Consider the following 23530-nt stretch of genomic DNA (forward strand, 5'->3'; position numbering starts at 1 on the left):
TAAAGACCTATGAAAAAGATATACCTGTTTCTCATACTGCTACTGATGGCTGCACCATTTGCGCAGGCCCAGAAAAAAACAAGCACCCGCCAGGATTCAGTAAAGCTATACCTGCAGGAAATGGTGCAGGAAGAGTTGGTACCGGGTATAATACTGGGTGTTTATGAGAACGGGAAAACACAGTTTTATACTTATGGTGTAGCTGATAAAAACAAAAAGTCAACTATAACCGAGAACACAGTTTTTGAGATAGGATCCATCACTAAAACCTTTACCACTTTACTGGCACAAATGCTGGTAAAAGAAGGAAAGATCAACTGGGGTGATCCAGTAAATAAATACTTGCCGGATTCGCTTAAGGAATTGGAAAAAGATGGGAAAAAAGTAACACTCCGGCACCTGGCATCTCATACTGCAGGCTTACCAAAAGTCCCGGGCAATCTCCAGCCTAAAGACAATTTCGATCCTTATGCCGACTATACGGTTAAAAATCTTTATGCTTATCTGCAGCAAGTGCCTTTACAAACTACACCGGGCGAGAAGATAAATTACTCCAACACCGGAGTAGCTCTGCTGGGGCAGGTGCTCGAGAATGCTACCGGCAAAACTTATCAGGAGCTGGTGCGCGAGCGGATCTTAAAACCTTTGCAGCTGAAAAGCGCAGTATTTGAAGGAGTAAATCCGAATTATACCAGAGCCCAGGGCTACTTAGAAAGCGAGCCTGTGAAAGACTGGAGTGCAAAGGCCATAGCGCCGGCCGGTATGCTGGATATGAGTGCAAAAGACCTGATGCAATTCACGCTGGCGCACATGGGAGCAAACAAAACCAAGCTTTACCCAAACATGAAGCAGGTGCTGCAGGTGCAAAAGATAATGAGCAACGATAAAGGGCTGCAGGGGGGATTATCGCTGGGGTGGCAGGTGCAGGTGAAAGACGGAGATACGCTGTACTGGCATAATGGTGGCACAGGTGGCTTCAGGTCTTTTACCGGGTTTATACCTAACCAAAATAAAGCAGTCGTGATATTGACCAACTCTGTTTACGACGCAGATCCTGTTGCTGCTTATGCCTTAGGGTTTGTACCGGAATTACCTAAGCTCCGTAAGGCTGCTAAGCTACCGGATGATGTACTGAAACAGTATACAGGCGTTTACCAACTGGCACCGAACTTTAACATTACCATACTACATGAAGGCGGGCAGCTAAAGGCACAGGCAACCGGCCAGCCATCAATCGCGATTTACCCGGAATCTGAGACAAGGTTCTTTATGAAAGTTGTAGATGCCGAACTGGAATTTAAGAAGGAGAACGGCAAAGTAACTTCGCTTGTGCTGCACCAGGGCGGCAGGGAAACAACCGGTAAAAAAATTGAATAGAGGTATCTCAGGTATAGAAACGGGAGTGTAAGACTTTTGCCATATCCGGTAGTTTGCTGTATACTTGCGCACTAGCTAACCTTTATGCCTTTACGCACCCGCACAGAAGATATTCTCTTTACCTTGATCGGAGTATTGATTCTGGCTGCCTGCCTAAGGGATGGCATCGGTATAACCTTCGATTCATATTTATACCTGCTGGGTGGTTCTTACTTGCTTCAAAACGGCTTTTCAGATATTCTGGCTGTACCTGCTTTTCAGGCAAAGCCACCTGTGCTATCCGGGCTGTATGCTCTGCTGCAAAATGATCTCTGGCTGATCAGGATTTCAAATCTCCTTTTCCTGGGTGGCTCGTTGTGGGCGAATTTTAAGTTTGTAAACCTGCTTGTCGGCACCACATTTTTCAGGCGGTTCATAAAGGCTCTTCTTGCCACGGCTACACCTTTTATGCTGGTGCATAGTTTCCTGTGGTCGGAGCCGTTCTTTATTTTTATACTTAGCCTCTACTACCTGCTGAGTTACCAGGCGTTGGCTAAACCTGCGATTACAAAACAGCTATACTTGCTGCCGCTGCTGGGGTTGCTGCTGGTCGGGCTGCGCCATATCGGGGTTGTGTTTGCTATAGTTTGTAGTTTATACCTGCTGCTGCACTATAAAAGATTTACCAAGCGCCAGCTCATACCTGTTTTACTGAACGTGATTTTACCCCCGCTTGCCTTACTGGGCTGGCACGTTGGCGTACTGGTTCACGGAAGCGATACTGAAGCATACAACCTGCTAAAAGATCTGGACCTAATGCGGAATTTCCTGGTGTATGCTGATGTGTTGAAAGTATGGCTGGTGCCGCCCGGGCTACCATTCCCAAATGTGCTTGCTGTGCTTGCTTTTATAATTTATGGAGCGGTTGCAGTTATAGCAGTTAAGCAAAGTTATAGTTCTGAGTTAAAGCACCTGGTTATCTTATTTATAGTAAGCGCTACAGCCTATGCCGGGCTTATGCTGTTTAAAGGAGACCTGTTAGTAGATGACAACGAACGCTACCTCTCTGTAGTTTATGCCCCGCTAACAATGCTGCTTTTTTACGTGGTGAGTAACTGGGCTGTGCAAACAACTATAAACCGCAACCTTATATACCTGCTGTTGCTGCTCTGGTTTAGTTACCCGTTGGTGCGAACGTTATATAATGCCAACCGCTGGGCACATAATGGTATCAATGCCTATAATCCTGCACTTGCCCCACCAGAAATCTTAGAGTACAGTAATCCCTGAGCCTGTCTGCCGAACTATAAGTTATAGTTGCTTTTCCATTTTATAGTGTTGTATAGAGCCAAACAGCAGGTGTGTTTTCGCTGTTATGTGGTATCCGTTTCGTTCGTAAAAACTTACTGCTTTTTCGCGGGCCTGCAGTACCATGGTTGTGGCTCCCATACTTCTTGCTTTTTCTTCCAGGTAATCCAGCAGCAGCTTGCCCAGGCCCTTGCCCTGGTAATTCTCATGGATGCCCATGAACCTTAGTTGCGCTTCCTGTGGCGTTTGCAGGTGCATGCGGCACACACCTACGGCTTCTCCGGTATCGTTTACCAGCATAGCATGTATGGCGGTTTCGTCATCATCGGCCCGCTCGCTGCCTTCCGGCTGGCCCCATGGCTGGCGCAGGGTCTGGTAACGCAAACGGTAATACTTTTCGAATTGCTCTGGTGTAGATGGCTCTAAAATGTTCATGGTTCTGAAGTTAACGTATGCAGGGACAAAACTGCAACACAGAAGTAAATATCAGATTTTAGCAATATAACAATTTAACAATTCAGCAATTAAGAATAACTTTGTTGGTTTATTTCAGGTAAATCAACTTTTAAAGTATAAACCACAAGAAGAACTATGGCATCTTTTGATATTGTAAGTAAAGTGGACCCGCAGGTTATGGATAACGCCGTAAACGTGGCCCGCAAAGAGATCATGAACCGATACGATTTCAGGGACACGAAAGGCAGCCTGGAATATGATAAAAAGGCCAGCGAGGTGAAGATTGTGATGGAGAACGACATGCGCGTGCAGCATACCGAGGATGTACTGATGAGCAAGATGGTGAAGCAGGGACTGGATGCGACCGCACTTGATTTCTCGAAAGAAGCTTATCAGAGCGGTGCCATGATCAAAAAAGATATCAAAGTAAAAGCCGGTATCGACAAGGAGTCGTCTAAAAAAATAATGAAGCTGATAAAAGACAGCAAAGTAAAAGTATCGGCGGCGATAATGGATGAAACCATACGGGTAACAGGCAAAAAAATAGACGACCTGCAGCAGATAATAGCTGTGCTGCGTGGCAACTCCGAAGAGATCGGGATGCCTCTGCAGTTCGTGAACATGAAAAGCTAATTAAATTGCTGATTGTTAATTGTTAAATTGTTGACCTGCGTTAAATCAGTTTCAGCAATTTAACCATCAAACCATTAAAAACTAACAATACGACCTTATGGATTTTGAAATATTTGCGAACCCGGATACCTGGATAAGTTTGCTTACACTAACCTTTATGGAGGTAGTGCTGGGTATAGATAACATTGTATTTATCTCCATTATAGTTGCCCGGTTACCGAAAGAGCAACAGGCAAAAGGCCGCACCATTGGTCTTACACTGGCGCTTGTATTCAGGGTAATACTGTTACTGTTCATAAGTTACATTGTGCAGGCTAAGGAGCCATTATTTACCTGGGACTTACCATTCACTGATAACGAGTTGGCTGTATCTATCCGCGATCTGATATTGTTTGCCGGTGGTTTGTTTTTGCTGGCTAAAAGTACAACCGAGATACATAACAAACTGGAAGGTGAAGAAGAATCGCATGAGGTTTCGAAGCCAACCGCTACACTGGGTAAAGTGTTGATACAGATCATTCTGATAGATATTGTATTCTCTTTCGACTCTATTTTAACAGCTGTCGGTCTTGTAAACAATGTACTCATTATGATCATTGCAGTTGTTATTTCGATGGTGATTATGCTGATATTTGCGAAAGCCGTGAGCGATTTTGTGAACAAGCGCCCAACTGTGAAAATGCTGGCGCTGTCGTTCCTGTTGCTGATCGGGGTAATGCTGGTGGCCGAGGCCTTCCACGTGGAAATTCCGAAAGGCTACATTTACTTTGCCATGTTCTTCTCGCTGATGGTAGAGATACTGAACCAGAAGCTCCGCAAGAAAACAGAACCTGTACATCTGCGCCAGAACGAGATCATAGACAAAGAAGAATACTCTATAATAGACTAGCACTTACAGCAATCACAAAAAAGGCTTCCGGTACTATCTGCTGGAAGCCTTTTTTATTTACTCTAACAGCCTCTGTTCCTGAATTATCGTTATATTCGGGTAGTTATATACTTTGCTGAGACACTATATTATGCGCCATCGTAATTATGCCATTGCTACTTTTCTGCTGTTAGCGCTAACCGGTTTCGCGTTGCTCAGTATTTACCTGGTACGCGCTCCTGAAGCACTGCCAGCCAATGCGCCTGCAACAGATTTTTCGGCAGAGCGGGCCATGGCACATGTGCAGCAAATAGCAAAAAAGCCGCATGCTATGGGTACTGCCGCCCATGCCGATGTGCGCAATTATCTGGTGAGCCAGATGCAGCAACTAGGTTTAGCGCCCGAAGTTCAGGAAACTATAGTTGTAAACGACGGAGGCAATGCAACGCAGGCGGGGTATGTGTATAATATAGTTGGCAGGCTGAAAGGGAAAGGAAAAGGCAAAGCAGTGTTGCTGATGGCGCATTACGACTCGCAGCCAAACACCCTGGGCGCTGCCGACGATGGCGCAGGAATTGCTGCTATGCTGGAAACTGCCAGAGCAATTAAACAGGGCAAACCGTTGCAGAACGATGTGATCTTTTTGATGACGGATGGGGAAGAGTATGGCTTATATGGTGCAAAGGGTTTTTTAAAGCACCCGTGGGCAAAAGGGGTCGGGGTTATAGTTAACGTGGAAGCGCGTGGCAACAGCGGCCCCAGCATGACCTTCGAGATGAATTCTGAAAACGGTTGGGTGATAGAACAGTTTGCCGAAGCAGCCCCTTACCCCATTGCCAATTCGCTGGCCTACGAAGTGTACCGCAACATGCCCAACGATACCGATTTTACCGTGTTCCGGAAAGAAGGCTACGCAGGCGTGAACTCCGCTTTTGTAGATGGCTTTGTGCATTACCATAAGCTCACAGACTCCCCTGAAAACCTGGACCTGAATAGCCTGCAGCACCACGGCAGCAATATGCTGGCACTGGCCCGCCACTTCGGGAATATATCGTTAGAAAACACCAAAGCAGCAGACAAAGTATTTTTTAACCCCATCGGAACCTGGCTGGTACATTACCCGGCGTGGCAATCTATAGTTTGGGTGATACTTACTTCAGTACTCCTAACTATAGTTTTTATAGTTGGGCTGAAGAAAAAAGCATTTACAGTGTTACAGGTACTTGGCAGCTTTATTCTCTATCTGTTAATGATAGCTATAGTTGCCGGGTTGTTTATGCCGTTGAATGCCTTTGTAACCGGTTTGTTGCCTTACTTCCATGGGCATAATGGCGTGTATGGCAGCGACAGTTTTTTTGTGGCTTACCTGCTGCTGGCAATGGGCTTATTTATGATGCTGACCTGGCTGGCCTTAAAGTGGGTACGATTGTTCTCGCTGCTGCTGGGTATTTACTTTGTTTGGTTCGCGCTGCTGCTGGCGGTGATGGTTATAGTTCCGTCCGTCTTATACCTTTTCCTGTTTCCGTTGCTGTTCTGCCTGGCAGGTTCGTTAGTAGTATTGCTGAAGGACCTGCACCAGCGGGAGGAGATCTGCTGGGTATATGTTATCGTTATGTTGCTGGCCCTGTTGCCTGCTATTTCTATAGTCTTCCCGATAGTTAAGCTCTTGTTTGTGGTTTTTGCCTTACAGATGCCGGTTGTTATGGTTGCTGTGCTGCTCTTGTTGCTCGGGCTGGGTGTGCCATTGCTGGTAGTTTTAGAGCGCAGTTTTAGCTGGAGGTTTATGCCTTTGCTGCCACTTTTACTTTTACTGGCTGGTGCGGTACATATTACGCAGGCCGTTGCTGGCGAAAAACCAACTGCCGAACGCCCACTGCACAGCCATGTTAGCTATTACCTGAATGCGGATACAGGTAAAGCCACCTGGGCATCTGCCTTTACGAGAACAGACGACTGGAATCAGCAATTCTTCCAAAACCCAGTAACTGCCCCCCTTTCCGAAATGTACCCAATAGCTGCCCGCGAATACCTGAAGAACGAAGCTGAAACTATAAACCTGCAGGCTCCGGTAGCTGAACTAGTGCAGGAGGTGCCTATAGGCAGAGAACGTTTCCTGCAGCTAAAACTAAGCTCCCCGGCAGGCGCTGCACATATGGAGATCATTCTGCAACCTCAGAGCCCGGATGATACAATAGAAGCAAACCTTAATGGCGAAGCGCTAACTTTGCAGCCGATTAAAACTGATACAGCAATGTTTTACCTGGTGCGCGTCCATGGCCTGCCAGTAACTAAAGAAATGATGCTGGATGTGAAGCTGAGCAAAACCAGTAAACTTAACGTGCTGCTTTACGACCAGCACATCGGTTTACCTGAGCAACTTGTTCGCAAGCAACAGCCAGACCATGTTGTGCCGGAGCAGGGCCGCGACAGTAACCTGACCGTGGTTAGGAAAAGTTATAGTTTCTGACAACTTATTTTAAGGTTGTAAAGGTATAGCTGTACTTTTCTGTGGAATTAGAACTATAGTTAAACTTACGCTGCCGGCAACGTACTATAAGAATTAAACCCGCAACATGACCATGTTTAAACCGAAGCTTATACCCTTTACCCTAAGTCTTATAGTTCTGTTTTTTACGGCCTGCGATAATCGAAGAACCACCCACAGCGGTACCACCGAAGTTACTTACATGCTGGACAAGCACGAGCCAAGCCCCATGTTCTGGGATTATGCTGCCAGCACCAGTATGCTGCAAACCGAATTAGGTAAACTGGCCACCCAAAAGTCTCAGGATTCGATGGTGCTGACTTTTGCCGACAGTGCGCTGGTCATTCACTCAAAAGCGCTGAAGAACCTGCGCAACATTGCCGGTAAATACGAGCACATTCAGTTGCCGGATAGCCTGACCGGTTCGGATAAAGAGATGGTGGAAGAGTTTAAATTGCTGGAAGGAGAGGAGTTTGAAAGCCGCTACCAGGAATACCTGATGCTTACCCACAAAGCCCAGCTAAGCCGCTACCAGGAAACATTAAGCGAAACCGAAGACCCGGCACTGCGCCAGTGGCTGAACACCATGCGAACGCGTTTGCGCAACCAGCTACAGTTTTACGCCGAAGCAGATACGGTAAAAGAAGAGGAATAACTATAGTTAGGATGCTAGCTCCAGAGCTCCGACGCTTTGCGGGCCATCCTGAAGAAAAGGTCGCGCTCCAGGCCTGCTACCTGGCGTGCTTCGGCTTCTTCGTAGCCGTTCTCTATCGCGTTCAGGTAATCATAGTATAGTTGGGCAAGCTCCAACGAGTCGTCTTCAAAGCATTCGGTCAGTTTGTCTTTTGCCAGTTTTTCGGGCTCAAACACTTTAGACGGGTATAGTTTGTCGAGCTGGTAGATCAGGTATTTCTGCGACGTTTTATTCTGGCGGGCGCCAAACATTTCTTCTATCGGCGTGTCATCGTCGTCCTCAAAATCAATATCTAATTCATCTTCAACAGCCAGGGGCTCATACACTATAATATCAAAGCCGAGCAGTTCCAGGTACTCGTCAAACTGTTCTTTTATTGGTATAAGGGTAGGTACGTCGTAAGGTTTGTTGAGGATGTTGGCCAGGTGCAGCGATATCTCTTTTCCTTTTTCGCCGGCAGCCAGCAGTATCTGGTTAAACTGCGTAAAGTCGCAGCCCAGGTAAATGAATTTGTACTCATCATCCAACATGGTGAAGCACCACAGGGTTATAAACTCCGTATCGTCGATTACTACTGTATCGATGTAGAGTTCATTTATCTGAACGTAGTAAGGCGAATATTCCGGAGTATCCATGTTGGTTCGGCTTAATGTACGAAATTCAATTATATAGCATAACTATAAATGAGAGGGCTTTGGGAGCGTATACGGCATTTCCGGAGATATGGCAACCCTTCTATATAGAAAGTTTGGTAAACTGCAGTATTTATTTTTAACGATGGATTGTAAGCTGTTGATATATAATTTGTTGTGATTCTAGTTATAGTCCTGATTTTTTGTGAAAGTATAGTTTATGCCATGTTAAGGTTTAGCCCAGATCCGCTCCAGAAACTGCTGTGCATTTCCGTAGGACAGCTTGTGTAGTTGCGCTTCGTTTAACTGGTTATGTAGCTTTTTCAGGATGTAACTATAGCTTACGCCGGCGTGCACCAGGTCAGGGAAATAAAAGGGCTGCTGATCGGCATACTTTTCGTCGGCGGTATAAAAGTAATCTGCCCCAAAACAAATGGCGTTCTCGGCACCGTTTGCAAAACCGTATTTAATGTGCTCAAATATGGCCTCGGGCTCATCCGTGTTCAGGAAAGACCTTAAAAAGTTTATGCCTATCAACCCGTTGCGATGTACAATTTCCTGCACCAGTTCGCGCGGTAAATTGCGAGCATGGTCCCACACCTCCCTGAAGTTAGAGTGGCTGGCAATAACCGGGATATCTAGTTTTTCTTTGTCAATGTGCTCGAGTATATCGTAGGCCAGTGCATCGCTGGTGTGCGACATGTCAATGGCAATGTGGCGACCGTGCATATAGTCGAGCAGCATTTTTCCGTCGCGGGTAATGCCCTGCGTAGTATAGTTGCCGCCGCCAAAACGGTTCGCCAAACTATGGGTCATGCCGATATAGAGTACGCGGTCTACATCCTCTATCATCTTTTCCAGCTTTTTAAAACCATCTTCCAGCGGCTCGCCCTCCTCACAAAACCCCGATGCATTTTCGATGGCTGCAATCATGCCGGTTGTATTTGCCTGCAGAGCCAGCTGTAGTTCGTCGGGGCCGGTAACGGGTGTTAGATTATTGTCGGCTTCGGCTAACAGCTTAAATGCTTCGCTCTGTTTTTTTGCATAATCGGTGCTGCCCGCATGCGTTGCACAGTAAATAGCCATTACCTGTAGTTTCAGGTTTCCTTGGGCCAGCGAGGGCAAGGCGCATCCTATTTCTTCCACATTATCCTGCATCGCTCCCGGCACATCGGTGAGGTATACTAACAGGTCGCAATGCATGTCGATGATCGGGAGCCGGGCTGGTGTTTCGGTGTTCATAGGGTATAAGTTGTTTGGGTGGTAATACGGCAAGCAAGTGCGTTTATGTTCAGAATGAAACCAGGTTATAGTTGATAATGTCCTTTTAGGCGCATTTCAAACTATATCTGAACTATAACTGCATCATACAAAGCTTAACTATAGCAGACTTTATTATTCTGATTTTATAGTTGCTGTAAGTATAAACATTTTCCGTACTTAATTTTTAATAAGCAGTACATGCAGTTTGGGAACAGTGATATTTCTCATAAAACTGATAGCGTTATAGTTTGTATCTTTGAAGCTTATAAGCATCTATACTTTACATGAGCAAAAAAAATATAGGTAAAATAGGCGTTCTGCTGGTGAATCTCGGCACTCCGGACACAGCAGAAACCCCTGACGTAAGAAAGTACCTGCGCGAGTTCCTGATGGACAGACGCGTGATAGACATAAACCCGGTTGGGCGCTTTTTCCTGATAAATGGTATAATTGCTCCTTTCCGGGCTCCAAAATCAGCAAAAGTTTACAAAGAACTCTGGACAGAACGCGGCTCGCCGTTGCTATATCATGGTATAGACCTGAAGGAGAAATTACAGGTTGCACTTGGCGATAATTACCATGTTGCTTTTGGTATGCGTTACCAGAGCCCGAGCATACAAAGTGCTTTAGAAGAGCTGCGCGATAAAAGTGTAGACAGAATCATAGTGCTGCCATTGTTTCCGCAATATGCCGCGGCATCTACAGGGTCGGTGCAGGATAAGGTGATGGAGATCGTGAAAGAATGGTGGGTAATTCCGAGTATAAACTTTATCTCTTCTTTCTGCGATGATCCGGGTTTTATAAATGCTTTTGCAGAACTAGGCAAGAAGCATATGGCCCAGGATACCTATGATCATGTGATCTTTAGTTATCATGGTTTGCCGGAAAGACAGGTTTTAAAAGGCAGCGACAAAGGCTATTGTAAACTGGGGTCGTGCTGTAACAGCTATAACAAACGCAACAAGTACTGCTACCGCGCCGCCTGCTTTGCAACATCCAGGTTGCTGGCAGAGCAGCTTGGTATAACCGAAGACCAGTACACGGTTACGTTCCAGAGCCGCCTGTTAAAAGACCCGTGGCTGCAACCATACACCGACGAAGTCCTGAAAACGCTTCCTGCAAAAGGTATCAAAAAAGTGCTGGCGTTTAGCCCTGCCTTTGTAGCCGACTGCCTGGAAACAACTATAGAGGTAGGTGAAGAATTTAAGGAGATGTTTGAGCACGCCGGCGGCGAAAAATGGCAGCTCGTAGAAAGCCTTAACTCAAACGACACCTGGGTAGAAGCAGTAAAAACACTGGTACTGGAAAATTAAGATCAGCACTGAGCTATAAAAAAAGGGCCGGTAACATGCGTTGTTACCGGCCCTTTTTTATAGTTGCTGGTTAGTCCCAGTCCCAATCGTCGTCACCGTCACTGTTTTCTTCAGGGTCCGTAACGATAGGTGCTTTAATGTATAGGCCAAAAGCTTTCTTCGTTCCTTCTTTGTTATACCTCACTCTATAGTTCAGGCCCAGGTAATAGTTTACCCAGTAGTCGGTTTGCAGGCCAACTATAGTTGGTTCTTCTTTTCTGAACTCTACATATGGTCCTGCGGAAAGCCCGGCAATTGCAACACCGGTTTGTGCCTGGGTATAGAGTATGGTGCTTCCTTTTCGCCTGTCAAAGCCAAAGTTGGCACTTACCGGAACATTGTTGTCCTCATACCACCATAAAGCGGCTTCAACGCCCCAACTTACTTTAGGCTTTTTGTCGCCAAAATTAAAATGAAAGGTCGGGCCTACAGAAAAAACATCCTGTGCTTTTATTTCAGAAAGGGGGAGTAACAACATGACAAACAAAAGCAGTTTATACTTTACAACCGCTTTCTGGCAAACAGAGGGATTCAATTTTTCTCGGGGTGATTAGATTCTTTTAAAGTCGATCCAGTAATCTGAAGTAGCGTCAGAAAATTCGCGTATTTTTTGCAGCAATATAACAGGATTATCTTCTATTATAAGATTCTCCAGCTGATCTTTTTTTACAAATCCTTCAGTTATAGTATGGCTGATCATCTCAAAGAATTTATCATAGTAACCATTGATGTTATAAAAGGCTACCGGCTTCTTAATAATACCCAACTGATTCCAGGTAATGATCTCGCAGATCTCATCAAAAGTGCCGAACCCGCCGGGCATGGCAACGAATGCATCGGAGCGGGCGGCCATAATGGCTTTGCGCTCGTGCATAGTTTGTACCACGTGTAGTTCGTGCAGGCCTTTGTGCGCTACTTCACGGTCAACCAGGCTTTGTGGAATTACACCAATTGCTTTTCCTCCGTACTCCAGCACCGCATCGGCTATCACACCCATCAAACCAACATTGCCGCCACCATACACCAGGGCTATAGTTTGTTCGGCCATTAGTTTTCCCAGCGCCACCGACGCCTCACTGTATATCGGATCCTGACCTGTATTAGCCCCACAGAAAATACCTATACTCTTCATTATCTTTTATCTGAATTAAGTTCTGGCAAAAGCAAAGCTCCGTCATTTCTGACGGAGCCCCGTTTTATAGTTTATAGTTGCAGCTATTAGGCTGTTACTTTAGCATACATTTTGGCTAAGGTCTCTGCTGCGTAGTCAATCTCGGCTTCGGTGTTGTACTTGCTGAAAGAGAAACGAACAGACCCACGTGCAGGGTCAACGTTAAGGGCGCGCAACACATGTGAACCGGCATTGGCACCACTGCTGCAGGCGCTACCACCCGAGGCAGAGATCTTGGCAATATCCAGGCTGAACAGCAACATCTCGTTCATGTCAGACGCAGGTAAGCTTACATTCAGCACGGTATACAAGCTCTTATCACCAAACTCCGAAAGGCCGTTAAAGCTTACATCATCCATCTGCTCGCGCAGTTTATAGATCATTCTGTCTTTCAGTCCCTGAATGTGGCGGGTGTGGTCTTCCATGTCGCGGTAAGCAATCTCCAGTGCTTTTGCCAGGCCAATAATGCCATACACGTTTTCGGTACCGCCGCGCATGTTACGCTCCTGCGACCCTCCCTGTATCAACGGCTGAATTTTATAGTTCGCATCGCAGTACAGGAAACCAACCCCTTTAGGCCCATGAAATTTGTGTGCCGAACCAACTATAAAATTAGCGCCCAGCGTTTGCAGGTCGTGCTTGTAGTGGCCCATGGTCTGCACCGTATCCGAATGGAAAATAGCGTTATACTTTTTGCAGATCCCCCCTATAGCTTCGATGTTGTTCAGGTTGCCAATTTCATTATTGGCATGCATGATAGAAACTATAGTTTGCGGTTGATTTGCCAGTAGTTCTTCCAGGTGTTCCAGGTCCAGGATACCGCGATCGTCATGCTTCAGGTAACTAACCTGTACGCCATCCTGCTTTTCCAGCATCTCCATAGTATGCAACACGGCGTGGTGCTCCAGTTTGGTACTGATAGCGTGCTTTATACCTAAGGTGCGGCAAGTGCAAACTATAGCAGAGTTATCTGCCTCGGTTCCACCAGATGTAAAAAAGATCTCGGCAGGAGAGGTGTTCAGTAAGCCTGCAACTGTTTTGCGTGCCTTTTCGATAGCTGACCTTACCTCGCGCCCATGTGAATGGATAGACGACGGGTTGCCATAGTGCTCCAGCATAAAAGGGGCCATGGCATCAAAAACTTCCTTGTCTAAAGGAGTGGTGGCAGCATTATCTAAATATACACGCATGTTGGTAAGGGTTTGCATTACTATATAACGAACTACTAAAGTATTAAAAAAAGTTGCGCCAAGGAGAAAGAAAATGATTTTCTCTCCTTGGCGCGTATAGGTTGCCTGTTAAACTATATGTCTACAACAACACATTATGCTTTTGTAGATATGATCTCTTTAATGTCATCAATTATCTTATTTGCCAGGTGGTCGGCCGTAGCATTGCTTTCCGATTCGGCATAGATACGGATGATCGGCTCGGTGTTTGACTTGCGCAGGTGCACCCACTCTTTGTCAAATTCTATCTTTACACCATCTATCGTATTGATTGGCTGTTTGGCATAGCGCTGCTGCATTTGAGTCAGTACGGCATCCACATCCACATCCGGTGTAAGCTCTATTTTGTTTTTAGAGATATAATAATTAGGATAGCTGGCACGCAGGCGCGTCATGCTCATGTTTGCTTTGGCAAGGTGCGTCAAAAACAAGGCTATACCAACCAGGGCGTCGCGGCCATAGTGCAGTTCCGGGTAAATAATGCCGCCGTTACCTTCGCCACCGATCACAGCGTTCTGCTCCTTCATCATGTTCACCACGTTCACTTCGCCAACGGCAGCAGCATAATAGTTGCCACCCGCTTTCTCGGTTACATCGCGCAGCGCTCTTGTAGATGACAGGTTAGATACAGAGTTACCTTTTTTATTCTTTAAGATATAATCAGCAACAGCAACCAGTGTATATTCTTCGCCAAACATACTTCCGTCTTCGTTTATCAGCGCCAGGCGGTCTACATCCGGATCTACTACTATACCAAGGTCAAACTTGCCTTTTTCTATTACTTTAGATATCTCACGCAAATTCTCAGGCAGCGGCTCCGGGTTGTGTGGGAAATGTCCGTCCGGCTCGCAGTATAGTTTTTCTATCGTCTTAACGCCTAAGGCATTCAGCAGCATTGGTACTGCTATACCGCCCGTAGAGTTAACGCAATCTATAGCTATCTTAAATTTCTTTTCTTTTATCGCCTCCACGTCTACTAAAGGCAGGGCCAGTATAGTTTCGATGTGTCTGGCAATGGCATCTTCGCGCTGCGTGTAGGTACCAAGTTCTGTAACCTGTGCAAATTCAAAGGCTTCTTTGTCGGCCAGTTCCAGCACCAGTTTGCCTTCCGCATCCGAAATAAACTCACCTTTATAGTTAAGGAGCTTCAGGGCATTCCATTGTTTGGGGTTATGGCTGGCTGTTAGTATAATGCCGCCACCTGCTTTTAGCTCAGGCACAACCATTTCTACAGTTGGTGTGGTAGATAACCCGACATCGATCACGTTTATGCCTAAGCCTTGCAGCGTAGCGCAAACTAGTTTGTTTACCATGTCGCCGGAGATACGTGCATCGCGGCCAACAACTATCGTATTATTGTTATTGGTGGTCTGCAGTACCCAGGTACCGTAGGCTGCGGCGAATTTAACCACATCCACAGGGGTGAGTGCTTCACCTGCCTGCCCGCCTATCGTTCCTCTTATTCCTGAAATTGATTTTATTAAAGCCACTTGTATTAATGTTTATGGGTTGCAAAAGTAGCAATAATTCGATTTATAACTTTACTCTTTCATCAATTTATCCCCACCTGAATACCATGCAAACAGCAGCAGCCGTATTTTAGTATATTTGCCATATTATGGATAAAACTTTTTTTGACGATACCCCGCGCGGCAGACAACTACAGGCCTTTGACCGGCTACTTGATGTAATGGACGACTTGCGTGAAAAATGTCCCTGGGACCGCAAGCAAACCCTGGAAAGTTTGCGCCACCTAACTATAGAAGAAACCTACGAACTTTCGGATGCCATATTAAAGCAGGATATGCCGGAGATTAAGAAGGAGATAGGCGACCTGATGCTGCACATGGTGTTCTATGCCAAAATAGCTTCGGAGCAAAAAGCATTTGATATGGCCGATGTGTTAAACTCACTTTGCGAGAAGCTGATATTCAGGCATCCACACATTTACGGCGACGTAACAGCAGATACAGAGGAGGAAGTAAAGAAGAACTGGGAACAGCTGAAACTGAAAGAAGGTAATAAGTCGGTGTTGGGTGGGGTGCCCTCGTCGTTACCGGCGTTAGTTAAAGCAATGCGTATACAGGAAAAGGCCCGCGGTGCCGGCTTCGACTGGGACGATAAAAGCCAGGTATGGGAGAAAGTACAGGAAGAACTGGGCGAGTTTGAACAGGAATTTAACGTACAGGACATCACAACTATAGATAAACAACGGGCAACAGCCGAGTTTGGTGACCTGTTATTTTCGCTCATCAACTTTGCACGTTTTGTAGACATCAATCCGGAAGAAGCCCTGGAGCGAACCAACCTGAAGTTTATAGATCGTTTTCAGTACCTAGAAACGGAAGCAACGAAAGACGGTAAAAAATTACAGGATATGAGCTTGGAAGAAATGGATTTTTACTGGAATAAGGCAAAAAATAAGTAGGTATGCATACAATCTAAAAATTCATTTCCTATATTTAAATCGCGTATTCCGGTTTTTCCGGGAACAGATTTTCAGATATTTTGTACATAGTACCATTGGAACTTAGTCAGAGTATCGCATCATAAGTTATAGTTCCTGAAAGGTTAAGGAGTTGTAGCTTTTTTCTGTTGCCCTCTCATTACATATTTTAATGCAACAATTGTGTGTAAGCCATGTATAATGGTAGTGCTCAATTTTTATATTGAAATTTTTTAAGAGAATGAATTCAGATTAGTGTTTATACTTTGGATAATATTTGAAATTATATAGATTTGTAGATGCGCACCTGTTTATTGTACTTAAAAGGCTGATCCATCGCTGGATTTAACAGGTGCAAACGGCTGCTTTTACTGTCTTGATTTATTATTAATTTTAAAAAATCGGGGTGTTAAAGAACTAAAACTGAAACAATTACATTTTTATAATTACACAATCAATTTAATTTACAACACAAACAGCTAAACTTTAAACTTTAATCAAAATGGAAAAAAAGACTGCAGTAGTGAGCAAAGATGCTAATGTAGAAGCAAAGACTAACCCGGGAGGTTCTTTATTTGCCACTATCGTTATTCCAGTTGCCGTTCTTATATGCGTACTTATTTATATGTTCGTGCTAGGCAACCCTGCAAACTTCGAAGGTGGTAGCAACGAAAATCATCCACTTCCAGGTAACTATTTAGGTATCGTTTACAAAGGTGGTTGGGTAGTTCCTATCCTGATGGCTCTTGTTCTAATGGTATTTATCTTCGCTATCGAGCGTGTGCTTACAATCAGCAAAGCAAAAGGTACTAAAAACGTAGCCGGCTTTGTTCGTACAATTTCTTCTAGACTGAACCAGCGCGATATCAACGGTGCAATTGCTGCCTGCGATGCTCAGAAAGGTTCTGTTGGTAACGTGGTAAAAGCTGGTCTGCTTAAGTACAAAGAGATGCAGAACGAGCCTGAGCTGTTAAAAGCTGAGAAAGTTGCTGCTATCCAGAAAGAGATCGAAGAATCTACTTCACTTGAGTTACCAATGCTTGAGAAGAACCTGGTTGTTATTTCAACTATCGCTTCTATCTCAACACTTGTTGGTCTGATCGGTACTGTACTTGGTATGATCAAAGCGTTCTCGGCTCTTGCTGCTGCAGGTACACCGGATGCTACAGCCCTTTCAAACGGTATCTCTGAGGCCTTGATCAACACAGCACTTGGTATTACAGGTTCTGCTCTTGCGATCATCGCTTACAACTACTTCACCAGCAAAATTGATGAGTTAACTTATAGCATTGACGAAGCTGGTTTCAGCATCATCTCTACTTTCGCTGCTCAGCACGACACAACTGGTGAGCCTGTAAGAAGACAAACTGTTTAACTGACTCTTAACACAAGAAAATGCCTAAAGTAAAAGTAAAAAGGACCAAACCCACCCTGGACATGACACCGATGGTGGACCTTGCCTTCTTGCTGGTTACTTTCTTTATGCTAACAACACAGTTCTCTCCGGAGGAAGCGGTGATCGTGGATACGCCATCGTCTGTCTCTGAGATAAAACTGCCAGAGTCTAATGTAATTACGATAACGGTTGATAAGAACGACCGCGTATTCTTTGGAGTTGACAGCAAGCAAACAAAGGAAGCACTGCTTAACAAGATGGCGGGCAAATATGGTGTTAGCTTCAGTCCGACAGAAACAGAGACTTTCTCGTTGTTATCTAACTTTGGTGTGCCGATGAACAGGCTTAAGTCTTACTTAGCCCTGCCAAGCGATGACCGTAAAAAGTTCGATAAATCAGCTCCTGGCATACCAGTTGACTCACTTAATAATGAATTAGGTGACTGGGTACACCAGACACGTTTAACAAACCCTAAAGTAGTTATTGCTATCAAAGGTGACCAGGACGTGAGCTTCGAGACTGTACAGAAGGTTATAAACACCCTGCAGGACAAAAAGGTAAACAGGTTTAACCTGATTACTGACATGGAAAATAGACCGCAAACGCTTTAATTTAAAGGAGAAAGAAAATGGCAGAAATACAAGAAAAAGCCGACTCCGGTAAAGGCGGGAAAAAGAGAGCCAAAAAGATGTCTGTCCACCTGGACATGACACCGATGGTAGACCTTGCGTTTCTTCTCTTAACATTCTTCATGCTTACTACAACATTCAGTAAGCCACAGACCATGGAAATTAACATGCCTGTGAAAGATGTGGATGAATCAGAGCAGATCGCCCTGAAGGCAAGTAATGCGATGACTATAATCCTTGGTGAGGATGACAAAGTATTCTATTATTTCGGCTTAGGCGATCCTGCTGAAAACCCTGAAGTGATAGAAACTGATTATTCAGCATCAGGCATCCGTAAGGTATTGATCTCTCCACGTGTGAAGTCAAATGCTAAGATGACTGTGATGATAAAGCCAATGGAGACGTCGCGTTACAAGAACATGGTTGACATCCTGGACGAATTGAAAATTACGGATACCAAGAAATTTGCTCTTGTTGAAATTACTGACACGGATAAGCAATTGGTACAATCTAAATTAGGACAATAACAGATATGGACGAAAGTAAGTTAGCAAAAGCCTCGCTTGATGATATCGTCTTCGCCGGACGAAACAAAGCTTATGGTGCCTATCTACTTCGCAAGCTGTATAATAGCCATATCACAAAAGCTGCTATAATTGCCACTATATTATTTGCATTATTTATCAGTATTCCGCTGATAAGCAAAATGATAGGTGGTGAAGAAGAAGTAGTAGTGGATGAGCGAATTATTACAGAGGTAGATCTTGCCCCACCACCGCCACTAGAAGAACAGGCTCCGCCGCCGCCGCCGCCGCCGGATCTTCCACCGCCACCACCGCCAGTGCGTGCGCAGGTGAAGTATACACCGCCGGTAGTTAAGCGCGACAACGAAGTTGTTGAAGAGGAAGAAGTTCCGGATGTGGAAGTACTGGAAGAAATTGACGCCGGTACTAAAACTGTAGAAGGAAGCAAAGACGCACCACTTGACTTAGGTGATATCGACGGTACCAGCGACGTAGTTGCAGAGGTAGTAGAAGAGAAGCCTTACGAGTATGTGGAGCAGATGCCAACCTTCCCTGGTGGTGAACTTGAAATGCAGAAATACATTGCGAAGAATATTCGCTATCCTGCAGCAGCTCAACGTGCCGGTATCGAAGGACTTGTAGTTGTATCGTTCGTAGTTGGTAAAAGTGGTGAAATCTCTGAAGTAAAAGTACTGAAGGGATTAGGAGCCGGAACTGACGAAGAAGCGATGCGCGTAGTTAAAACGATGCCGAAATGGAATCCAGGTAAACAAAATGGTCGAGCTGTACCAGTAAGATTTACCGTTCCGGTTCGTTACACGATCAAATAATATAGCTCAGCTATATTTTAAAAACCCGACTAATTTATTAGTCGGGTTTTTTGTTTGAAAAAATAATATACTCAGCATGCATACAATTTAAAACGAAAAGCGTATATTCAGTTTATACTATAAATCGAACTATAACCCTAAACCAATAGCATACCTCAAAATGATCACCTGATATATTGTTAAACTATAAAACCCAAAGCCCATGAAAGAGAGCTATTTATTCGACATGACCTTTAACAACATCGTTTTTAAAGGCAGAAACAAAGCGTATGGAGCATACAAGCTGCGCCGCGTTTACCACAGGCACATACTTATAGCAGCCATAGTTGCTATAGCTATCTTTTCAGGAGGGCTTATAGGGCCGATAGTCAACAATATATTCTTTGGGGCACCAGAGAAATATGTAAAACCTGTTTATGACATTATAGAGCCGGTTACTATTATACTGCCTCCGCCACCAGTAAAACCAGACCCTGAGAAAGTAGTTTTACCACCAGCAGCACCTGAAAAAGTAGAGGTTAAAACTGAAGTATATGTTAAGCCTGAGATCGTTCCGGACAATACCCCGCTTAAAGAAACAGAGCTTGCTAACCAGGAAGATTTGAAAAATGCCAACTTCGGTTCAAAAAAAGTAGAAGGTATTGACCCTGCAGACCTGCCGGCTATAGTTCCTGCTGATGACTTGAATGGTATAGATGGGGGCACTGGCACTGAGCCAGCACCGGAAACCAAAATACATGATTTTGCAGAAGTAATGCCTGAGTACAATGGAGGCCTTGGTGCAATGAGCAAATACCTTAGCCGAAAACTGAACTACCCGGCAGCAGCCAGATCAGAAGGTATTGAAGGTACAGTAGTAGTTACATTTGTAGTAGGCCGCAACGGAGATATTGAAGACGTGAAGGTTTTGAAAGGCCTGGGCTTCGGCACAGACGAAGAAGCGATGCGTGTAATAAAGAGCATGCCCCGCTGGAAACCAGGAAAACAGAATGGTGTACCAGTTGCTGTTCGCTACACCTTGCCTATCAAATTTGCGCTCAGGAACTAAAAATTAAATTAGAAGTATAAGGCAGAGGCCATAAAAGAAACAAGCTTTTATGGCCTCTGCTTTCATATTTAATGTGATACCATTAACTTTAGTGGTTTATCACTGCGTATGTTACTAAAAAGCGTGGCATGTTAAGACCTGAAAGACCCAGACCAAGTACCGGTGGCTTTGCAAAATTTGTAAGGATATTCGGCCTCCTGATGACTACCCTGTATATTGTATTGGGCGTGTTCCTGATATTTATAGATGAGCAGACCATGAACCTGAACATGTCTCAGGAGTTCAGGTACATACTTGGCGGTATCATGATACTATACGGCATTATCAGATTTATAAAAGTATACCAGACCAATACCCAAAAAGATAAAAAAAGGTATGAAGAATAAATTATGGGCAGCTATAGTTGCCGCAGGTACACTTTTTTATACAGGTTGTGGCAGTAACTCCGGCGACGCCCCCACCGACACACCTACTTCAGGTAAGGTTAGCATCAGTGTTGATGAATCTTTTAAGCCGATCATTGAGTCGCAGGTAAGTACTTTTGAAGGTATTTACAAGCGGGCCGATGTGAATGCAGTTTATAAACCGGAAGGAGATGTCGTAAAAGATATGCTCAATGACAGTATCCGGGTGATCGTATTGTCGCGGGAGCTAACTCCGGAAGAAAATGCCATTATAGAACAGAAAAAACGAATACCACGGGTTACTAAAATTGCGATAGATGCAGTAGCGATCATCGTGAACAGGAACAACCCGGATTCGCTGCTGACATTAGATGAACTGAAAACGATATTTGATGGCAGAACGAAATCGTGGAAGCAACTGAACGAGAACAGTAAACTAAAAGACATAACTATAGTTTTCGATAACAATAATTCGGGTACTGCACGTTATGTAAAAGATTCTTTAACCACGAACCATAAATTACCATCCAACACGTTCGCAGCCGAATCGCATGAGGCGCTTATAGACTATGTGGAGAAAAACGAGAACGCACTTGGCGTAATAGGTGTTAACTGGATAAGCGATTTTGATGACAGCACGGTAGTTGGTTTCCAGAACCGCATAAAAGTAGTGGGCATAAGTGCAGATCCGCTGCCACGCACCACTGAGAGCTATTATCAGCCTTACCAGGCCTACATTGCACAGGGCACTTACCCACTGCGCAGGTACATTTATATCATAAGTACGGAAGGTCGCGCCGGCCTTGGCACAGGTTTTGCATCATACGTAGCCGGGGACCAGGGACAACGTATAATACTTAAATCCGGCTTAGTGCCTGCCACAATGCCAGTGCGCGTAGTAGGTATACAGTAAACGAAGAACCTTTACTCAATTTTAGTACAATTAATATAACCTTAACAAGCAAATTACAATGACAAACAACTGGAAGTATATCCTTCTGATGGCCACTGCCTTCCCAACTGCTGCTGCTTTTGCACAGACAGGTGATGCAGGAAAGAAAGCATTAGAAATGGAGCGCTATGAAGAGGCAAAATCTATCTATAAAAAGCAGCTTAACGACAAGAAAGCAGATAACGCTTATTATACATTAGGTGACATATATCTTAAAACTGAGAAATTAGATTCAGCTAACTATTACTTTAACCAGGGTATAGCCAAAAATAAAAAGTCGGCTATCAACTTTGCTGGTTTAGGTAAGGTTGCTATGAGCCAGGGTAACAGAGCGGAAGCTGAAAAACAATTTGGCCAGGCTCTTAAGCTTAGCAAGTCTAAAGATGCTGCTGTACTTACAGCTGTTGCTGAAGGCTACATAAATGCTCCTGAGCGCACAGATGCTGATCTTCAGAAAGCAGTAGGCTACCTGCAAAAAGCTGTTCAGCGTGATAAGAACAACACAAGTGCTTACCTGATGCTGGGTGATGCGCAGCTGGACCTTAAAAAAGGTGGCGAAGCGATGACAGCTTATGACAATGCTGTACGAATCAATGCCAACAATCCGAACGCTCACCTTAGAATAGGTCAGCTGTATACACGTTCAAGAAACTATACAGAAGCTGAGCAGGCATTCCAGAAAGCGATCTCTATCGATCCTAACTTTGCGCCGGCTTACAGAGACTTGGGTGAACTATATTACTTTGCAGGCCAGTACGACAAAGCTCTTTCTACATTCAAGAAGTATGTAGATATGGCTGAGGATTCTCCTGAGACAAAAGCAAAATATGCGTCATTCCTGTTCCTGACCAAGAACTACGACCAGACGTTGAAGGAAGTACAGGAAGTACTGAAGACAGATCCGAATAACACGGTAATGAACCGTCTGCAGGCTTATTCTTACTTAGAGCTAGGTCAGCCAGAGAAAGCTTTACAGGCAATGGAAGGTTATATTCAGAAAGTTGGTAAGGATAAGCTTATCGCTGAAGACTATGAGTACTATGGCCGTATCCTGAGCAAGAACAACCAGCACGCCAAAGCGACTGAAAACCTGCAGAAAGCGCTTGATCTGAACCCTGATAAAGTAGAGATATACCAGGAACTTGCTTCGGCTTATGCAAAAGCAGGACAGTATGATAAAGCTGTAGCGGTATATGATAAGAAGCGCGAGAGAACAGAGCCTTCTAATGCTGACTTCTATTACATGGGTAACATTTATATGCAGGCCGGTGCAGATGCAAGAGAAGCTAAGAACGAGCAGAAAGCAGTAGGTTTCTTTAAGAAGGCTGATGAAACATATGCAAACGTTACTACAAGTAACCCAACATATGCATATGGCCACTACTGGAGAGGACTTGCCAATGCCAACCTGGATACTGAAAGCACAGGCGGTTTAGCAAAACCTCACTTCGAAGAGTTTATTAAGCTAGCTTCGGCTGAGCCAGATAAATACAAGGCAGCACTTGTAGATGCTAACAACTACTTGGGATACTACTACTATGTAGTTAAACCAAACAGAGACTTAGCTATTAAGCACTATAACGAAGTGTTAAAATTAGATGGCAGCAACGAACAGGCAAAAGCCGCTCTTGCTGAGATCAACAAATCTGCAAAGAAAAAGTAAGCTACCAGCTAACTATAAAAACAGGAAAGCCTGCTCCACTGGAGCAGGCTTTCCTGTTTTTATAGTTTCTTTTAGGATGTAAGTTTTTTTGTAGATTTCTTCAAGAGCTGGCGCGAGTCTCCAGACTCGTGACTTACGGTGGATGTTGAGTCTCCTGACTCAACTGGGCCGACAGGGACAGGCATGGCAAA

General features: G+C 44.7%; 23 protein-coding genes. 16 read left to right on the forward strand and 7 right to left on the reverse strand.

Annotated elements, in window-relative coordinates; translation table 11 throughout:
* Positions 1-9 precede the first annotated feature (9 nt).
* Together ABS362_RS10860 and ABS362_RS10865 are read left to right on the forward strand one after the other, a co-directional pair.
* Positions 10-1377 (forward strand): serine hydrolase, encoded by a 1368-nt coding sequence (locus ABS362_RS10860; protein WP_350412501.1) that lies wholly within the window; start codon positions 10-12, stop codon positions 1375-1377.
* A gap of 84 nt (positions 1378-1461) precedes the next feature.
* Positions 1462-2646 carry a hypothetical protein gene (locus ABS362_RS10865; RefSeq protein WP_350412503.1) on the forward strand — a complete coding sequence of 395 codons (1185 nt, stop codon included), beginning with the start codon at positions 1462-1464 and terminating at the stop codon, positions 2644-2646.
* Positions 2647-2667: 21 nt separating this feature from the next.
* Here ABS362_RS10865 and ABS362_RS10870 read toward each other — a convergent pair whose 3' ends face one another.
* On the reverse strand, positions 2668-3099 hold the full coding sequence (locus tag ABS362_RS10870) for a GNAT family N-acetyltransferase (protein WP_350412504.1): 432 nt from the start codon (positions 3097-3099) through the stop codon (positions 2668-2670).
* 156 nt (positions 3100-3255) lie between these two features.
* Here ABS362_RS10870 and ABS362_RS10875 point away from each other — a divergent pair, with 156 nt between their 5' ends.
* The 4 genes from ABS362_RS10875 to ABS362_RS10890 all read left to right on the forward strand — a co-directional run bounded on the left by ABS362_RS10875 (position 3256) and on the right by ABS362_RS10890 (position 7761).
* Positions 3256-3753 carry a YajQ family cyclic di-GMP-binding protein gene (locus ABS362_RS10875; protein ID WP_350412505.1) on the forward strand — a complete coding sequence of 166 codons (498 nt, stop codon included), beginning with the start codon at positions 3256-3258 and terminating at the stop codon, positions 3751-3753.
* A 97-nt stretch (positions 3754-3850) separates the two neighbouring features.
* Positions 3851-4642 (forward strand): TerC family protein, encoded by a 792-nt coding sequence (locus tag ABS362_RS10880; RefSeq protein WP_350412506.1) that lies wholly within the window; start codon positions 3851-3853, stop codon positions 4640-4642.
* A 112-nt stretch (positions 4643-4754) separates the two neighbouring features.
* The gene (locus tag ABS362_RS10885) at positions 4755-7088 is read left to right on the forward strand and encodes a M20/M25/M40 family metallo-hydrolase (protein ID WP_350412507.1); all 2334 of its coding nucleotides are present in this window, start codon (positions 4755-4757) and stop codon (positions 7086-7088) included.
* A 106-nt stretch (positions 7089-7194) separates the two neighbouring features.
* Complete coding sequence (locus ABS362_RS10890; protein ID WP_350412508.1) at positions 7195-7761, forward strand: DUF4142 domain-containing protein; 567 nt, start codon at positions 7195-7197, stop codon at positions 7759-7761.
* A 14-nt stretch (positions 7762-7775) separates the two neighbouring features.
* On the opposite strand, the gene ABS362_RS10895 is transcribed toward ABS362_RS10890, so the two are convergent.
* Both ABS362_RS10895 and ABS362_RS10900 read right to left on the reverse strand, forming a co-directional pair.
* Positions 7776-8435 (reverse strand): hypothetical protein, encoded by a 660-nt coding sequence (locus ABS362_RS10895; RefSeq protein ID WP_350412509.1) that lies wholly within the window; start codon positions 8433-8435, stop codon positions 7776-7778.
* A 225-nt stretch (positions 8436-8660) separates the two neighbouring features.
* Positions 8661-9674: a dipeptidase gene (locus tag ABS362_RS10900; protein ID WP_350412510.1), complete on the reverse strand. Its 1014-nt coding sequence runs from the start codon at positions 9672-9674 to the stop codon at positions 8661-8663.
* Positions 9675-9979: 305 nt separating this feature from the next.
* On the opposite strand from ABS362_RS10900, the gene hemH reads away from it, so the two are divergent.
* Positions 9980-11008 carry a ferrochelatase gene (gene hemH, locus ABS362_RS10905; RefSeq protein WP_350412511.1) on the forward strand — a complete coding sequence of 343 codons (1029 nt, stop codon included), beginning with the start codon at positions 9980-9982 and terminating at the stop codon, positions 11006-11008.
* A 70-nt stretch (positions 11009-11078) separates the two neighbouring features.
* On the opposite strand, the gene ABS362_RS10910 is transcribed toward hemH, so the two are convergent.
* The 4 genes from ABS362_RS10910 to glmM form a co-directional block, all read right to left on the reverse strand.
* The gene (locus ABS362_RS10910; protein WP_350412512.1) at positions 11079-11525 is read right to left on the reverse strand and encodes a hypothetical protein; all 447 of its coding nucleotides are present in this window, start codon (positions 11523-11525) and stop codon (positions 11079-11081) included.
* Positions 11526-11597: 72 nt separating this feature from the next.
* The gene (locus ABS362_RS10915) at positions 11598-12179 is read right to left on the reverse strand and encodes an LOG family protein (RefSeq protein WP_350412514.1); all 582 of its coding nucleotides are present in this window, start codon (positions 12177-12179) and stop codon (positions 11598-11600) included.
* Positions 12180-12265: 86 nt separating this feature from the next.
* Entirely contained in the window at positions 12266-13408 is a 1143-nt protein-coding gene (locus ABS362_RS10920) for a cysteine desulfurase family protein (RefSeq protein ID WP_350412594.1), read from the reverse strand.
* A 134-nt stretch (positions 13409-13542) separates the two neighbouring features.
* Entirely contained in the window at positions 13543-14937 is a 1395-nt protein-coding gene (gene glmM, locus ABS362_RS10925) for a phosphoglucosamine mutase (protein WP_350412515.1), read from the reverse strand.
* Positions 14938-15065: 128 nt separating this feature from the next.
* Between glmM and mazG the strand changes: the two genes are divergently transcribed.
* The 9 genes from mazG (at position 15066) to ABS362_RS10970 (ending at position 23339) form a co-directional block, all read left to right on the forward strand.
* Positions 15066-15875 carry a nucleoside triphosphate pyrophosphohydrolase gene (mazG, locus tag ABS362_RS10930; protein WP_350412516.1) on the forward strand — a complete coding sequence of 270 codons (810 nt, stop codon included), beginning with the start codon at positions 15066-15068 and terminating at the stop codon, positions 15873-15875.
* A gap of 520 nt (positions 15876-16395) precedes the next feature.
* The gene (locus ABS362_RS10935) at positions 16396-17268 is read left to right on the forward strand and encodes a MotA/TolQ/ExbB proton channel family protein (RefSeq protein ID WP_350412517.1); all 873 of its coding nucleotides are present in this window, start codon (positions 16396-16398) and stop codon (positions 17266-17268) included.
* Positions 17269-17288: 20 nt separating this feature from the next.
* The gene (locus ABS362_RS10940) at positions 17289-17900 is read left to right on the forward strand and encodes an ExbD/TolR family protein (RefSeq protein WP_350412518.1); all 612 of its coding nucleotides are present in this window, start codon (positions 17289-17291) and stop codon (positions 17898-17900) included.
* Positions 17901-17977: 77 nt separating this feature from the next.
* On the forward strand, positions 17978-18445 hold the full coding sequence (locus tag ABS362_RS10945; RefSeq protein ID WP_350412519.1) for an ExbD/TolR family protein: 468 nt from the start codon (positions 17978-17980) through the stop codon (positions 18443-18445).
* Positions 18446-18450: 5 nt separating this feature from the next.
* Positions 18451-19272: an energy transducer TonB gene (locus ABS362_RS10950; protein ID WP_350412520.1), complete on the forward strand. Its 822-nt coding sequence runs from the start codon at positions 18451-18453 to the stop codon at positions 19270-19272.
* Positions 19273-19474: 202 nt separating this feature from the next.
* Complete coding sequence (locus tag ABS362_RS10955) at positions 19475-20320, forward strand: energy transducer TonB (protein ID WP_350412521.1); 846 nt, start codon at positions 19475-19477, stop codon at positions 20318-20320.
* 128 nt (positions 20321-20448) lie between these two features.
* On the forward strand, positions 20449-20706 hold the full coding sequence (locus tag ABS362_RS10960; protein ID WP_350412522.1) for a hypothetical protein: 258 nt from the start codon (positions 20449-20451) through the stop codon (positions 20704-20706).
* Positions 20696-21637: a PstS family phosphate ABC transporter substrate-binding protein gene (locus ABS362_RS10965; protein WP_350412523.1), complete on the forward strand. Its 942-nt coding sequence runs from the start codon at positions 20696-20698 to the stop codon at positions 21635-21637. The genes ABS362_RS10960 and ABS362_RS10965 overlap by 11 nt, the downstream gene beginning before the upstream one ends.
* Before the next feature lie 58 nt (positions 21638-21695).
* A complete protein-coding gene (locus ABS362_RS10970; RefSeq protein ID WP_350412524.1) occupies positions 21696-23339 on the forward strand; it encodes a tetratricopeptide repeat protein in 1644 nt (547 codons plus the stop codon).
* Positions 23340-23530: the final 191 nt, after the last annotated feature.

Source organism: Pontibacter populi, from assembly GCF_040278685.1.
GTDB lineage: Bacteria > Bacteroidota > Bacteroidia > Cytophagales > Hymenobacteraceae > Pontibacter > Pontibacter populi.

Excerpts from the sequence above, each read along its gene's own strand:
- ABS362_RS10860 (WP_350412501.1), top strand. The coding sequence starts at position 10 with ATGAAAAAGATATACCTGTTTCTCATACTGCTACTGATGGCTGCACCA.
- ABS362_RS10865 (WP_350412503.1), top strand. The coding sequence starts at position 1,462 with ATGCCTTTACGCACCCGCACAGAAGATATTCTCTTTACCTTGATCGGA.
- ABS362_RS10870 (WP_350412504.1), bottom strand. The coding sequence starts at position 3,099 with ATGAACATTTTAGAGCCATCTACACCAGAGCAATTCGAAAAGTATTAC.
- ABS362_RS10875 (WP_350412505.1), top strand. The coding sequence starts at position 3,256 with ATGGCATCTTTTGATATTGTAAGTAAAGTGGACCCGCAGGTTATGGAT.
- ABS362_RS10880 (WP_350412506.1), top strand. The coding sequence starts at position 3,851 with ATGGATTTTGAAATATTTGCGAACCCGGATACCTGGATAAGTTTGCTT.
- ABS362_RS10890 (WP_350412508.1), top strand. The coding sequence starts at position 7,195 with ATGACCATGTTTAAACCGAAGCTTATACCCTTTACCCTAAGTCTTATA.
- ABS362_RS10895 (WP_350412509.1), bottom strand. The coding sequence starts at position 8,435 with ATGGATACTCCGGAATATTCGCCTTACTACGTTCAGATAAATGAACTC.
- ABS362_RS10900 (WP_350412510.1), bottom strand. The coding sequence starts at position 9,674 with ATGAACACCGAAACACCAGCCCGGCTCCCGATCATCGACATGCATTGC.
- hemH (WP_350412511.1), top strand. The coding sequence starts at position 9,980 with ATGAGCAAAAAAAATATAGGTAAAATAGGCGTTCTGCTGGTGAATCTC.
- ABS362_RS10910 (WP_350412512.1), bottom strand. The coding sequence starts at position 11,525 with ATGTTGTTACTCCCCCTTTCTGAAATAAAAGCACAGGATGTTTTTTCT.
- ABS362_RS10915 (WP_350412514.1), bottom strand. The coding sequence starts at position 12,179 with ATGAAGAGTATAGGTATTTTCTGTGGGGCTAATACAGGTCAGGATCCG.
- ABS362_RS10920 (WP_350412594.1), bottom strand. The coding sequence starts at position 13,408 with ATGCGTGTATATTTAGATAATGCTGCCACCACTCCTTTAGACAAGGAA.
- mazG (WP_350412516.1), top strand. The coding sequence starts at position 15,066 with ATGGATAAAACTTTTTTTGACGATACCCCGCGCGGCAGACAACTACAG.
- ABS362_RS10935 (WP_350412517.1), top strand. The coding sequence starts at position 16,396 with ATGGAAAAAAAGACTGCAGTAGTGAGCAAAGATGCTAATGTAGAAGCA.
- ABS362_RS10940 (WP_350412518.1), top strand. The coding sequence starts at position 17,289 with ATGCCTAAAGTAAAAGTAAAAAGGACCAAACCCACCCTGGACATGACA.
- ABS362_RS10945 (WP_350412519.1), top strand. The coding sequence starts at position 17,978 with ATGTCTGTCCACCTGGACATGACACCGATGGTAGACCTTGCGTTTCTT.
- ABS362_RS10950 (WP_350412520.1), top strand. The coding sequence starts at position 18,451 with ATGGACGAAAGTAAGTTAGCAAAAGCCTCGCTTGATGATATCGTCTTC.
- ABS362_RS10955 (WP_350412521.1), top strand. The coding sequence starts at position 19,475 with ATGAAAGAGAGCTATTTATTCGACATGACCTTTAACAACATCGTTTTT.
- ABS362_RS10960 (WP_350412522.1), top strand. The coding sequence starts at position 20,449 with ATGTTAAGACCTGAAAGACCCAGACCAAGTACCGGTGGCTTTGCAAAA.
- ABS362_RS10965 (WP_350412523.1), top strand. The coding sequence starts at position 20,696 with ATGAAGAATAAATTATGGGCAGCTATAGTTGCCGCAGGTACACTTTTT.
- ABS362_RS10970 (WP_350412524.1), top strand. The coding sequence starts at position 21,696 with ATGACAAACAACTGGAAGTATATCCTTCTGATGGCCACTGCCTTCCCA.